This is a genomic window from Sinomonas terricola, assembly GCF_034931225.1.
GTDB lineage: Bacteria > Actinomycetota > Actinomycetes > Actinomycetales > Micrococcaceae > Sinomonas > Sinomonas terricola.
The window spans coordinates 1-12,796 of record NZ_JAYGGQ010000021.1; the positions used below are offsets into that span (position 1 = coordinate 1).

The window sequence follows — 12,796 nt, forward strand, 5'->3', positions numbered from 1 at the left end:
CACAGCAGGACGGAACGCTTCCGAGAATCTTCGCGCATCACGGTGTGCCGCAGGCACCGCATTGCTGACCTGCGGATACGCGCCGAATGCGCTCCCCTACCCTATCGGAGGCAGGAGGCGGCGACCGTCACGCGATGCAGTCGGTGCAGACGCCCGCGGCGAGATCGGCGTCGCGCAGCACGGCGCCGCAGTCGCGGCACTCCGCATGGAGGGCAAGGTCCGCACAGTCCGCGCAGCGGAACTCCTCGAAGGCGGCCAAGACCCGGTTGCAGTCACGGCAGTGGTCCTCAACCAGCACGAGTTCCGCCCGGAGGCGCCCGGTGACGGCGGCCAGTTCATCTACAGCAAGTGCGCTCATATTTCGAGGCTAGAAGCCCCCACCGACAAAATAAGCGCGCCACCCCGACCAACCCCTGATCCACGGGATTCTGGGGCGTAGGCTCTGGGGAATGGCGCGCTACTTCGACGTCCACCCGGTCGACCCCCAGCCCCGCCTCATCGGGCAGATCGTCCAGATCCTGCGCGACGGCGGCCTCATCGCGTACCCCACCGACTCGTGCTACGCGCTCGGCGCGCAGATGGGGAATCGCGACGCGCTCGACAGGATCCGGCAGATCCGCCGCCTCGACGACAAGCACCATTTCACGCTCGTATGCCGCGATTTCGCGCAGCTCGGCCAACTGGTCAACATCGACAACGACGTCTTCCGCGCCATCAAGGGCGTCACACCGGGCCCGTACACGTTCATCCTCCCCGCCACGCGGGAAGTCCCCCGGCGCATGCTTCATCCCAAGAAGAAGACGGTCGGCGTACGCATCCCGGACAACAACGTGGTGCGCGCCCTCGTGACCGAGCTCGGCGAGCCGATCCTCTCCTCGACCCTCCTTCTCCCAGGGGACGAGGATCCCCTCATCGACGGCTGGGACATCAAGGAACGGCTGGACAACGTGCTCGACGCCGTCGTCGACGCGGGCGACTGCGGCACCGATCCGACCACCGTCATCGACTTCTCAAACGGCTACGCCGAGATCGCACGGCGCGGCGCGGGGGACGCGTCCCGCTTCGAATAGCCCTCGGGCAAGCCCCCTGCCGCGTTCCTGTCCGACGCACGCCGGGCCAGCCCGCTCAGCCGTCCGCCTCAGGTCATGACCGAAGGGGCTGGCCTGCGCCCCGGCGTCCTGCGACAGAATCGCGATCGCCGCCTTCGCCGCGCCGCAGGGAATCGGGGCCCGCACATCAGGACGGCGGCCCGCCGACGAAGCGATCGTGACGATCGAACCGCGCCCGCGTGAAGTTCCCTCCCGCGTTGGCGACGAGCACGTCGATGGGGCCGAGCCCCTCCTCGACCTGCCGGCGCAGCGCCTCGAGCTCGCCGAAGCTCGTCACGTCTCCCGTGACCCCCAGCGCCGTCGCGCCGAAGAGGGGGCGCGCGCTACGGGGCGACCCTGCAGCACCGCTCCCGCGTCGGGCATCGTCTCGCGGAGCGGGCAGGTGGCTCCCGGAGAAGCGACGCCTTCGAACCTCCCCCTAATGCATTTCCCGCTCACCCGCGCCTGACGCGCTCCCGGCTTCGGCGCTCCACCCGGACGCCGGAGCCGAGGGCGGCGACGGCCGCCATGGTGACGGCCGCGAGCGCGACGGCCGCGTGCAGGCCCCACCGGTCCGCGACCGCCCCGGCGGTGAACGGACTCAGGACGAAGGCCGTGTAACCGACGCTCGTCACAAAGCCCACAGCCCGCCCGGAGAGTCCGGGCGGCGCGGCGCGGCCCGCGACGGACATCCCGAGCGGGACGATCGGCGAAAGTGCGAAGCCGACGACGGCGAAGCACGCCACCGCCGCCCACCCCGCGGGAGCGCTGAGGCCGGCTGCCGTCGCCGCCGAGGCCACGGCACCCGCGATCACGAGGATGGTTCGCTCCTTCACACGGGCGAGGGCCCGCTGGAACGCCATCCTCCCGCCCCACGAGGCGGCGTGGAACGCGGCCAGCACGCCTCCCGCGAGCACCGCGTCATGCCCGTCGACCCTCAGATAGGTCGACAGGAAGGTCTCGAGTATCCCGTCTCCGAAGAAGCACAGGAAGACGACCGCAGTCGCGAGCAGCACAAGAGGGGCGAGGATTGAGGCCCGCTCCGCCTCCCCGGAATCGGGCGACGTGCGCGCGGCCTGTGGGAGCCGCCCGAACGCGACGGCGAGCGCCGTCGCCGCCAACATGAGCCCGAGCGCAAGGAACGCCGGGCGGAACCCGATGCCGGCCGCGAGTCCGACGGCGCAGCTCGCCGCGCCGGCGGCGGCGCCGAGGCTGAACCACGAATGGAACCCCGTCATCGCGTGGGCTCCGGCGGTCCGCTCGTAGTCGCTCGCGACGGCGTTGGCCCCAAGGTCGACGACGCTGATCGAGAGCCCGAGCGCAACGCTGGCCCCGAGGAAGTGGGCGAACGAGTCGACGGCGCTCGTCGCGGCGAACGCGGCGCCCGCGCCCGCGAATCCGGCCACGAGCACAGGGCGGCGGCCGAGCCGGTCGATCACGAGGCCGCCCACGACAAGCGTCGCGATTCCCGCAAGAACTCCCGCGGACGAGGCCAATCCCAGTTCGCCAGGGGTCAGGCCGAGGGCAGGGACGAGGTCCGAGAACTGGACGGCCCGGACCCCCACGTGGAATCCGAGCATGGCAAAGCACAGGGCCACGAGGGCCCCAGATGGGCGGGTCATGAAGAACCTCATTCACGAAGGCAGCGGACAGGGAGCCGCGCCCTCCCCAGAGTTCCCGAAGGGTGGCCGTGACGCGTGTGGCGTCAGGGAATCAGGGGCAGGACGCGCAGAGCAGAGCGCGTCCCGCGTATCTCGCCTTCGTCGGCGACGACGTCCAGAGGAGCCTTCACCCCTTCAGAGTACTCGGGCGGGCACTAGGGGGCGGCGCGGGTTGCAAGCCTAGAATGGAAGAGCGAGAGGAGGCCCTCGTGGCACGGTTCCGCTACCGCACTTCCAGAAGCTCAGGCCATTTCCAGACGAGCGCTTCGGACGGTGCGCGAAAGGCGGCGCCAGCACCGCCGTCGTCGTTCGCCGCGCCGCAGCCCGCGGCGCCCGCCGCGCCTGCCCGTGCACCCCAGCCCCAGCCCCAGCGGCCTCGCCCGCCCGCGCGCCGGACGGGCCTCGGCGTCGTGACGCCGCAGACCACCGACACGTGGCGCGAGCTACTCGCCCCCGATGGGACGCCGCCCGCGCTGCCGTTCCAGATCGAGTACGTCCGCGCGGCCGTGTGGCAGCAGACGGGGCTGCGCCCGAGCCTCCGCGGCCTCACGATCGGCCAGGCACAGCGGATCCTCGCCGCGCTGCGCGTCGACCCGCGGCCCCTGTGGCACAGCGGGCGCGACAACTGGGCCATGAACGTCCTCGCGATCTGCGGCAGGTGGCTCGGGATCGCCGCCCTCTTCATGCTGATCCTCGGCGTGGGCCGCGCGGACGGAGTGCCGTTCGTGCTGCTGATCATCGCCGCGATCGGCTTCTCCGTGGCGCGCAGGCAGCGCCGCCAGATCTTCGAGGAGCGCCATTACCGGCGGGCGCGCAGTGCCGCCCGGTCGCCCTCCCGCGATCCCCTCCCCGAACGCGCCGAACCACCGGCACTGAAGCCCGGGCAGGAATGGCACGGGCCGCCGCCCTCAGGCGGCGACCCGTATGACGTCGACACGTACCTCCGACGCCTCGGCGAGGAGGGGCGCTAGCCCGCCCCCGGCTACAGTTCGCGGTCCTTGAGGAACGGCGCGACCTCATCCGGGGCGATGAGCGGTCCGCTCAGCTGGATGTTCGCGATGGCCCACGAGTCGTCCTCGCGGACCAGGACGAGGACAACGCGGAACTCCCCGCTCGCGTCGCGCCCGCGCGCGATGGTGCGCTGGTGCAGGACGCCCTCGACGATGACGGTCTCGCCGAACGTCCGCACGTTCGGGTCGCGGACATCGAATTCCTCGTTAGAGAGGTCGCCGAAGTGGCGCTGGGCCCAGCCCGTGCGGTCGAGCACGAAGCCGACCGGCCCCACGCCGTGGAAGTCCTGGGCGAGGAGCGGTTCGTAGGCGGGGACGTCCCCCGCGAGCTCGATGGCCGCCCAGCGGCGAACGACGTCGAGGGCTTCTTCGGTGATCGTGGTTTCCATGACGGTTCTCCCTTCACTCTGGTTCTTTGGGTATACTCTATTTTTAGAGTAACTCTAAAGATAGAGCTGCACTAGATCAAAGGGTACAGTAAGTCCATGGCTGAGCAATTGGGGCTGCGGGAGCGCAAGAAGCTCGAGACGCGCCAGCGCATCGTCGATACGGCCCTCGCGCTCTTCGACGAGCGCGGATTCGACCGGGTGCCGGTCACGGAGATCGCCCGCGCGGCGGACGTCTCCGAGGCGACGGTCTTCAACTATTTCCCGAGCAAGGAAGACCTCGTGTTCGTCGGGATGCAGGCCTACGAGGATCAGCTCGTCGCCGCCGTCGCTGCACGCCCCGCGGGCACGGGCGCGGTCGCGGCCTTCCGGGACTTCGTCCTCGAACCGCGCGGTGCGCTCGCGTCCGACGACGACGGCGCCGCGGCCGTCGTCGTCGCCCGCTCCGCGCGGATCATCGCGGGAAGCCAGACGCTCAAGGCCCGCGAGCAGCGGATCGTCGACCACGCGACCGACGCACTCGCCGAGATCCTCGCCCGCGACCACAAGGCGCTGCCCGGCCTCGGCCCGTGGGTGGTCGCGAACGCGCTCATGGGGATCAACCGCGCCATGACGCGCCTCGCGCAACGCCTCGCCTCCGAGGGGCGGAGCGGCGCCGCCGTGGGGCGGACGGTGCGGGCGCAGGGCGCCGCGGCCTTCGCGCTTCTCGAGAAGGGGCTCGGCACACTCCCCGTCTAGGCGTCACCTCCCGCGGGTCCCCAGCACCTCCCGGGCCTCCCGGGGAAACGACTGCTCCATAATTGGCGTTATGAGGCCCCAGAACGACAGTTGTGGAGCAGTCGATGGGGCGTGGGCGGGTGTCCGAGAAGCGATCCCGGGCACCCACGGCGCTATGCTCTCTCCCGTTGGGGGAGCATCGGGTGCTCCTGAACGCCGAAGAGGAGCACAGCACATGAGCCACGACCAGTATCAGCAGCCCGCGGCCGGCTGGCCCGGCTCGGCGTCCGCACCGGGGCAGACGGACGTCCCCGGGGTGCCGGCACTCTCCCCCGCAGACGCAGTGCGGTCCACGCGCTGGCGCCTCACCCTGGGCATCAGCACCCTCGTCCTCGCTTGCTTCTCCGCGTACTACTCCTACACGAACACGAGCGCGCTCGTCCGAGCCACGGGCGCGATCGAGGCCGCCGGCGGCCACGTCCCGCCGAGCGCGATGGCTCTCGCGGTGGCCATCGTCGCGATCTTCTGCGTCCTCACCGCGGCGTACGCAGGCATCGGGGTGTGGAACATCATCGCCCGGCACTCCACGGCGAAGGCTCCGCTGATCGCCGCCGTCGTGCTCTCATCGATCGCGATTGTCCTCATCGTGCTCAACATGACACGCAGCTCAGTCGCTCCGACGCACCTCGGCGCCCTCGCCCTGAACGCCCTCATCATCGCTCGCGCTGCCATCGTCCTGCGGATGAAGAAGGTGCCGGCGGGGCACCTCTAGGCGCCGATCAGTCCGGCGGCCCGTCCGGGGTGGGCCGTCCGAGGGAGCGGACCGTGGCGACCGCGATCGAGCCGCCGATCGCGATCGCCGCGAACAGCGGCGCCGTCTCCGCATTCGCGACGCGTGTGACATCCGCGGCGTCCGCGACCCGTGCAGGAGACTCGGCGCCCGCTGGGTCTCGATCGCGCGAGCCCATGGGGCTCGGCGTTGAGACCTCTCCGCCTGCGTTCGCGCCCTGCGCGCGGCCAGCGTCGTCCGACGACGGCGCCGCGCCCACGATGCGCTGCATCGTCGGCGAGGGGGTTGGCGAGGACATATCCGTGGGCGAACCCGTGGCCGCCGAGGGCTGGGGCGCCGCGCCCGCACCCGCCGGCGACTCCGAGGCCCGGGCGGGCGCCTGGGGTGCGAAGGGAGCCTCTGGCCGCGGCGCAGAGGGCACATTCGGCGCGGCCGGCGACGACGGGCCGGCCGGGGTGGCCTCGCCTGGCGCGGACACGGGCGGGTCGACAGCAGGCACGGCGGGGCCCGGCTCGGACGATCCCGGTGCGGGCGTCGACGCCCCCGGATTTGGCGACGCCCCGCCGTCGCCCGTGCCAACAGGGCTCGGTGCCGTCCCGCCGTCGTACTCGCACGTCTGGGCGCCGTCAGCGGCGACGCGACAGGACGAGGCGACGGCGGGCGACGCGAGAGCCGCGAAAGCGGCAGCAAACAACAGGGCAAGGGACGCGGCAGCGATCCGCGAACTGCTGAACTTCACTTCATTCCCCCAAATGATGTGGCCGCCTCCGCCTGATCGAAGTCCAGGCAGCGGGAGGCGCAACCGGCATGTGAAGCCATTCTAGCATTAATTGAAATAACGCCGCGCAATATTTGACGATCGGAGCCGCACGTGTGGCGACATTGTGTCCGCGCTACGGCGCCCGGAGCACGTCCCCGCCCGTCACGATGAGCCGCAGCGAACGGCCTCCCGCGAGCACTCCGATATCGGCGAGCGGGTCGCCGTCGACTGCGATCACATCGGCCTGCGCCCCCTCGCGGACAACTCCCGCGCGCCCCTCCTCGCCCACGATCTCGGCGCCCACAAGCGTCGCAGACCGGATCACGTCGAGCAGCTCCTGGACCCGCGCCCGCAGCGCGAACTCCTCGAGCTGGATCGCGAGGCCCTCGCCATGGAGGTCCGTGCCGTAGCCGATCTTGACCCCGGCCGCGGCGGCCCGCCTGAGGGACTCGAGCCCGCGCTCGAAGATGTCCTCCACAGCGGCCCTCTTCGACGCGTCGAGCCCATGGCCGGTCCGTCCGGACAGGATGGCCCAGTACGTCGCGAGTGTCGGGACGTAGTACGCCCCGGTCTCGCGGAACAGCGCGAGGCATTCGTCGTCGAGGAGATTGCCGTGTTCGATCGTGCGCACGCCGAGCCGCAGTGCGCGCGAGACGGCCTCGGCCGTGTAGACGTGCGCCGCGATGTAGCGGTGCGCGAGACGCGCCTCGTCGACCGCCGCGAGCACTTCGGCGTCCGAGAACGCGAGTGCCTCGATGCGCATCTTCGAGACGACGCCGCCCGAGAGCGTGAGCTTCGCGTGGTCGGCGCCGTCTCGGAATTCGGCGCGCAGGGCCCGGCGGAGCTCCACTTCGCCGTCGCACACTTTCGTGAGGACGTGCCCGCCTGTGGGCGCGAAGATCGGCCCGCCGGCCTTGAGGCGCGGCCCCGTGACGAGCCGCTCCTCGACCGCCCGAGCGAGCCCCATATCCGCCCCGCCCATGTCTCGCACCATCGTGAAGCCGCGGAGAAGCATCTCGTGGAGCACCACGGCGCTGCGGGCGGCATGGTAGCTCGGCGTCCACGAGAGGATCTCCGCGAAATCCCCCGAGGCCTGGGTGACGTGCACGTGGGCGTCGATGAGGCCCGGTAAGACGGTGAGGCCCGCGACCGAGATCTCGGCGGCGTCGGGGACGGTGCGGGTCGACGCGGAGATCTCCTCGATGAGCCCTCCGCGCGTCACGATCGTGCGGGGCGGCCCGACGTCGCCCGTCTCCGGGTCGAGGATCCGCGCATTCCGGAGCACCACGGCCGCCGGAGCGGCCGGGGCCCCCGGCTCCCTACGGACGCCCACGGCGAACGCTCGCTTCCGGCTCGGCGGTCCCCTCGCGGACGACGGCGCCGATAGGCTCGACGGCCGCGGCGCCAGCGGCGATGTCCTCGAGCGAGCGCCCGCGCGTCGAGATCCCGAGCGCAAGGACGACGACGGCGGCACCGCCGAGCACGACCATGATCATCGCGAACACGCCCGCGAAACCGAGGGATGAGAAGGCCACGCCGATGAGGATCGGTGCGACGATCCCGCCGATCCGCCCGACGGCCGAGGCCGTGCCCATACCGGTCGCGCGGAGCTCGGTGCCGTACACCTCGGGCGTGTACGCGTAGAGGCCCGCGTAGCAGCCGTTCATGAAGAACGAGAGGCACGAGCCCCACACGAGGACCATGGCCTCCGACGGTGCCTGCGAGAGCAGCAGGGCCGAGACCGCCCCGCCCGCGAGGTAGGCCGCGATCGTGACGCGGCGGCTGAACCGCTCGTTGAGGTAGGACGCGCTGTAGTAGCCGGGGATCTGGGCGATCGTCATGATGAGCGAGAGGGTGAAGCTGCTCGCGATCGGCATGCCGCGGCCCACAAGGAGCGACGGGATCCAGGTGAAGAACCCGTAGAAGGAGAACGTGACCGCGATCCAGAGGAGCCACAGGACGGCCGTTCGCCGTGCGTTGCCGTGTCGCCAGAGGTCGGCGTGGCGGAAGAGCGTGGGCCGCCTGAGCCCGGACGACGGCGCTGCGTCGCCGAGCGCTTCCACCGGGCCGCGGGCGGCGCGCACGAGCTTCCCCTCCGCGAGCCCGTCGATGATGAGGGTCGCCTCGGCGGCGCGGCCGCGCGTGAGGAGCCAGCGCGGCGACTCGGGCAGCGTTCGCCGCCACCACAGCAGCATGAGGATCGGAACGGCCGTGACGAGCTGGCTGATGCGCCAGCCGTCGTGGAGGCCCGCGACGAGGGTCGTGCCGATGAGCGCTGCGCAGATGTACCCGAAGGCGAAGAAGCCCGCGACGGCGCCGACGAAGAGCCCGCGGCGGCGCTTGGGGATGAATTCGGCGATGAATGTCGGGATGATCGCCGATTCGGCCCCGATGCCGATGCCCGCGATGACGCGCATCGTGAAGAAGAACTCCCAGTTCTGGGAGGCCGCCGCGATGGCCGAGGCGATCGCGTACAGCGCGAGGGCGTACATCATGACGCGGCGGCGCCCGATCCTGTCGCCGAGCACCCCGGCGCTGAGCGAACCGATAAGGATGCCGATGAGCAGCGAGCTGCCGATGAGGCCCGTCTGGGCGCCGTCGAGGTGCCAGAGCGGGCGGATGATCGGCATGATGTAGGAGACGAGCGAGCCGTCCATGCCGTCGAACATGAGGCCGAGCCCGCCGATGAGGGCGAGTTTCAGGTGGGGCCGTCCGACGGGCATGTCGTCCATGCGCGTCAGGAGGGATCGCGAGCGGTCCGTTGTCATCGTGGGTGCCTTCCTATCGTCGTTGATATGGGGCGGGGGGATGGGTGGGGCAGCCGGGTTCAGCTGCTGAGGTCGAGGTGCAGGCCGACACCTCGTTCGATGGCAGCGTCGTACAGGATGCGTCCGATCGCGAGGTCCTGAAGCCCGATGCCGACCGAGTTGAAGAGCGTGATCTGGTCGTCGCTCTCGCGGCCGGCCACCGTTCCGACGAGGACCTGGCCGAGTTCGCCGGCGACGTCCCCCGCGGCCATGGCGCCCTCCTCGACGGCCAGGAGGAGGTCGCCGGACTTGGCGAGGGCGGTTTCGAGGCTGTCGACGACGACGCGGGATCGCCGCATCGCCTCGGCGTCGACTTCGCGGTGGGTCGGGCGAGGCCGGGCGCCGACGGCGTTGACGTGAAGCCCGGGACCGAACCAGCTGCCGTGCACGATCGGCTCCTCGGCCGGCGTGAGGGTACACAGGATGTCGCTCGATTCGACGGCCTCCTGCACGCTCGAGGCGGCAACGACGTCGACCTCGGCCCACTCGGCCTGCCGGCGGAAGCCGTCGATCGTCGCGGCGCTCCGAGACCAGACCACAACGGTCGTGACCGGCACGACCTTGGCGATCGCCTCGAGATGTGCGACGGCGAGAGCGCCCGCGCCGACGAGCCCGAGCACGGAGCTACCGGGCCGGGCAAGCCGCCGCGTGGCCACGGCGCTCGCGGCCGCCGTGCGGATCCGGGTCGGCACACGGCCATCGAGGAGTGCGAGGGTCTCCCCCGTCTCGGCGTCGGCCAGGATGATGGACGAGCGCTGGGACGGGAGGCCGCGGCTGCCGTTTGCGGGGATGTCGCTCAGGAGTTTCGAGGCGACAAGTCCCTGGGGAGCCGAGGCGCCGGCCATCACGAGATATCTGGAGTCGGAGGCCGGGAGGTGCATCGAGGTCGGGGCCGGCTGGCAGGCCAGGCCGGAACCGAGGTCTGCGAAGCTCCGCTCCACGGCCTCGATCGTGGCCTCCATGTCCGCGAGTGCGGCGAGGTCCGAGGCCGTCAGGATGAGGGTCATGCGTCTCCTTTGCTCGAGATGGTCTCCACGATAGGCCAATTTGGCATACCAAAGAAGGGGTCTATTCGGGATCTTTCCGGTGATTAGGGGCTATTGAACGAAGTTGGCATGCCAGATGGACTGTATTAGTGCGCTGACAGCGCGACGGGCGCCAGAGCCGTTGGCCTTGGCGCCCGTCGCGTTTGTCGCGAAGAAGCCTCGTCAGACGATGTTGAGGCGGTTCGGGATGGTGTTGAGTTCCTCCGGCCCGTTGGGGCCGAGCAGCACGGTTCCGCCGATGCAGACGCGCTGTCCGTCGCGGAGGGCATTCGGTTCGAAGGCGAACGCGTGGCCCTCCTCAATCACGAAGTCGCCGTCGAGGGCCACTCCGGACGGCAGCCGCTCTAGGTGCGCGAGCGCGGGATCCACGCCAGGGTTCAGTCGCGTCGCGCTGTTGTAGATGGGCGAGACCGTCTGCACCATGGGCCCGGTGTTCCACGTGCGGGAGCGGTGCAAAGGCTCCTCCATGATGCTCGCGAGCTCCGAGAAGCGCATGCCCGGCTTGAGCGCTGCGAGCCCGGCCTGGTACGAGTCGACGCACACGGACTCGAGCTCTCGGAGCAGCGCGCTCGGCTCGCCGACGCACACGTCGATCTGCTGTTGCGACTCCACGCCGCCGTAGAACGCGAAGATCTCCGCCGCGATCGTGTCGCCCGGCCTCAGGATCCGGGGAGATCCCCCGCTCTCGAACCACTCGGGGACGTTCCACGCGAACATGCTCTCGCCCGCGCGCTCGAGCATGAAAGGCCACCGGACCCAGCCGCCGCCCGCGATGATCGCGTGGAACGCCGAGGCAGCGATCTGATGCTCGTTGCCTCCCGCCCTCGCCGTTTCGACGAACGCGCGGCACGCCTCCTCGCCGAGCGCCGCCGCTTTTCGCAGCAACACCTGCTCTTCGGGGCTCTTGATGATGGCGATCGACTCGTACGCGTCCGCGATGTCGACCCATTCGACGTTGGGCAGTTCCGAGAGGACGCGAGTCCAGGTCGTGTGCGAGATCGTCCCCGCCCACTCGCCGACCATGCGGCTCGTGAGACCGACGACGCCGAGGCGGGCCTTTCCGAGGTCACGTTCCCTGATGCGGGTGCCGAGCGCCGCGATCGGCTCGCCGTGCACCCATTCGTCGATCCACCGCTCCCACCGCGACGACTGGGCGTCGAAACGGTTGAGCGGGACGTCACCCAGGAAGAGGACCGGGTCCTCGTCGGGGGTGAGCAGCACGATCGCGCCCTTCGCCTCGTTGCTCAAGTACGCGTCGGCATTGTCCCGCCCGCTCCCGAACACGACGACGCCGTCGAGCCCTTCGCGAGCGAGCAGCGCCCTGATGGCCGCCCAGCGGCGGTCGCGCTCCTTGAGACTGAGCGTCGGGTAGTCGCGCAGGATGTCAGGTGATGAGACTGTCATAGTCAGGTTCCCTTTCGGTGTTCTTTATAGGACGCCGCTGGCGCTGTTCCGTAAAGGCGCCGTTGGTGATTGGGTCAGACACGCGAGGATCTCGCGGAGGTACCGGGCACTCCGCTCGATGAATTGGAGTGATTCGTCGTGCCCCAGAGGCTCGTGCAGCTGCTCCCACCCGGGGGCGTCGCCGGAGGCGGCCCGCGCCTCGTAGTCGGAGGCGAGCCGCACGACTTCGAGGGCTTCCGGGAGGGTCAGGTCCGGATGCGCCCCCCGCCACCGCTCGTCGAAGAGCTGCGCCATCATCTCGCCCCGCGTGCTCTCGACGATCCCCTCGATCGAGAGCATGAGGTCATGGCCGATAAGCGGTTCGAGGAAGAGCGCCCAGTCGATGACCCCCTCCCCGACGGGTCGCAGGAGGCGCGCGATTCCCTCGGGCCTGAAGAAGAGCGCGACATCACGAATGTGACTCGAGCGAATATAGGGCGCAGCCCTGCGGACGGCCGCGACGGGATCTTCGCAGCGCACGAGGACGTTGGCCGAATCGAACGTGATGCCGAGGACGTCGGGGCCGACCTCTTCCACGAGACGGATCACTTCGAAAGTCGTGATCTCCTCGTGGGTCTCGAGATTGAGGTGGACGCCCGCGTCCCGCAGTATCGGAGCGAGCTTGCGGAGGAACTTCTCGGTGGCTGCGAGCTGCTCGTCCCAATCGACGTCGGTGCGGAATCGGTCGCACGCATACAGGCCCGAGAGCCGGAACTGGTAGTTCGCCGTCGCCGTCCAGAGTTCGCGGATGCCTTCCGACGCCGCGGCCTCGATCATCCTCCGCATCGCGAGGAGGTAGTCGCCGCCGCCCAGCGCCCTGATGGCCGGGGCCTCCGGGGTGGCGAAGGGATTCACCTTCCCCACCCCGGCCTCGATCCGCTGGCCGATGTCGCTCGCCGCCTGCACCGCGTCCCGGATCTCGCCGCGGTCAAGCGTGGGGCTTAGCTCGAGGATGGAGCGGAAAAACACGCCGTCAAGACCTAGCTGGGCGGAGCGTTCGACGAACCTCCGCGCGGGCTCGACCTGCACGTCTGCACTCTTCGCATCGGCGAGTTTGGTGCTGTCGACTCCCACTCGGAGCATGCGCG

General features: G+C 70.1%; 14 protein-coding genes. 4 read left to right on the forward strand and 10 right to left on the reverse strand.

Annotation, left to right across the window (positions count from 1 at the left end; genetic code table 11):
- Window positions 1-127: 127 nt before the first annotated feature.
- Entirely contained in the window at window positions 128-358 is a 231-nt protein-coding gene (locus tag SPF06_RS20200; RefSeq protein ID WP_323280962.1) for a hypothetical protein, read from the reverse strand.
- A 91-nt stretch (window positions 359-449) separates the two neighbouring features.
- Between SPF06_RS20200 and SPF06_RS20205 the strand changes: the two genes are divergently transcribed.
- Window positions 450-1,070: an L-threonylcarbamoyladenylate synthase gene (locus SPF06_RS20205; protein WP_323280963.1), complete on the forward strand. Its 621-nt coding sequence runs from the start codon at window positions 450-452 to the stop codon at window positions 1,068-1,070.
- A gap of 166 nt (window positions 1,071-1,236) precedes the next feature.
- Here the strand turns inward: SPF06_RS20205 and SPF06_RS20210 are convergent, their stop codons facing one another.
- Window positions 1,237-1,491 carry an SDR family NAD(P)-dependent oxidoreductase gene (locus tag SPF06_RS20210; RefSeq protein WP_323281008.1) on the reverse strand — a complete coding sequence of 85 codons (255 nt, stop codon included), beginning with the start codon at window positions 1,489-1,491 and terminating at the stop codon, window positions 1,237-1,239.
- Between the two features lie 52 nt (window positions 1,492-1,543).
- The gene (locus SPF06_RS20215) at window positions 1,544-2,710 is read right to left on the reverse strand and encodes an MFS transporter (protein ID WP_323280964.1); all 1,167 of its coding nucleotides are present in this window, start codon (window positions 2,708-2,710) and stop codon (window positions 1,544-1,546) included.
- A gap of 224 nt (window positions 2,711-2,934) precedes the next feature.
- Here SPF06_RS20215 and SPF06_RS20220 point away from each other — a divergent pair, with 224 nt between their 5' ends.
- Window positions 2,935-3,720: a hypothetical protein gene (locus tag SPF06_RS20220; protein WP_323280965.1), complete on the forward strand. Its 786-nt coding sequence runs from the start codon at window positions 2,935-2,937 to the stop codon at window positions 3,718-3,720.
- A gap of 11 nt (window positions 3,721-3,731) precedes the next feature.
- Here SPF06_RS20220 and SPF06_RS20225 read toward each other — a convergent pair whose 3' ends face one another.
- The gene (locus SPF06_RS20225) at window positions 3,732-4,148 is read right to left on the reverse strand and encodes a nuclear transport factor 2 family protein (RefSeq protein WP_323280966.1); all 417 of its coding nucleotides are present in this window, start codon (window positions 4,146-4,148) and stop codon (window positions 3,732-3,734) included.
- Between the two features lie 96 nt (window positions 4,149-4,244).
- Here SPF06_RS20225 and SPF06_RS20230 point away from each other — a divergent pair, with 96 nt between their 5' ends.
- Entirely contained in the window at window positions 4,245-4,883 is a 639-nt protein-coding gene (locus SPF06_RS20230; RefSeq protein ID WP_323280967.1) for a TetR/AcrR family transcriptional regulator, read from the forward strand.
- Between the two features lie 214 nt (window positions 4,884-5,097).
- Window positions 5,098-5,634 (forward strand): hypothetical protein, encoded by a 537-nt coding sequence (locus SPF06_RS20235; protein ID WP_323280968.1) that lies wholly within the window; start codon window positions 5,098-5,100, stop codon window positions 5,632-5,634.
- A 7-nt stretch (window positions 5,635-5,641) separates the two neighbouring features.
- Here SPF06_RS20235 and SPF06_RS20240 read toward each other — a convergent pair whose 3' ends face one another.
- From SPF06_RS20240 to SPF06_RS20265, 6 genes are all read right to left on the reverse strand, one after another.
- Entirely contained in the window at window positions 5,642-6,391 is a 750-nt protein-coding gene (locus SPF06_RS20240) for a hypothetical protein (protein WP_323280969.1), read from the reverse strand.
- A gap of 154 nt (window positions 6,392-6,545) precedes the next feature.
- A complete protein-coding gene (locus tag SPF06_RS20245) occupies window positions 6,546-7,745 on the reverse strand; it encodes a metal-dependent hydrolase family protein (protein WP_323280970.1) in 1,200 nt (399 codons plus the stop codon).
- Window positions 7,732-9,180: an MFS transporter gene (locus tag SPF06_RS20250; RefSeq protein ID WP_323280971.1), complete on the reverse strand. Its 1,449-nt coding sequence runs from the start codon at window positions 9,178-9,180 to the stop codon at window positions 7,732-7,734. The genes SPF06_RS20245 and SPF06_RS20250 overlap by 14 nt, the downstream gene beginning before the upstream one ends.
- A gap of 59 nt (window positions 9,181-9,239) precedes the next feature.
- Window positions 9,240-10,226 carry an ornithine cyclodeaminase family protein gene (locus SPF06_RS20255; RefSeq protein WP_323280972.1) on the reverse strand — a complete coding sequence of 329 codons (987 nt, stop codon included), beginning with the start codon at window positions 10,224-10,226 and terminating at the stop codon, window positions 9,240-9,242.
- 201 nt (window positions 10,227-10,427) lie between these two features.
- Window positions 10,428-11,669, reverse strand: coding sequence for a M24 family metallopeptidase (locus SPF06_RS20260; protein ID WP_323280973.1), 1,242 nt, complete (start codon window positions 11,667-11,669; stop codon window positions 10,428-10,430).
- Between the two features lie 24 nt (window positions 11,670-11,693).
- Window positions 11,694-12,791 (reverse strand): sugar phosphate isomerase/epimerase family protein, encoded by a 1,098-nt coding sequence (locus SPF06_RS20265; protein ID WP_323280974.1) that lies wholly within the window; start codon window positions 12,789-12,791, stop codon window positions 11,694-11,696.
- Window positions 12,792-12,796: the final 5 nt, after the last annotated feature.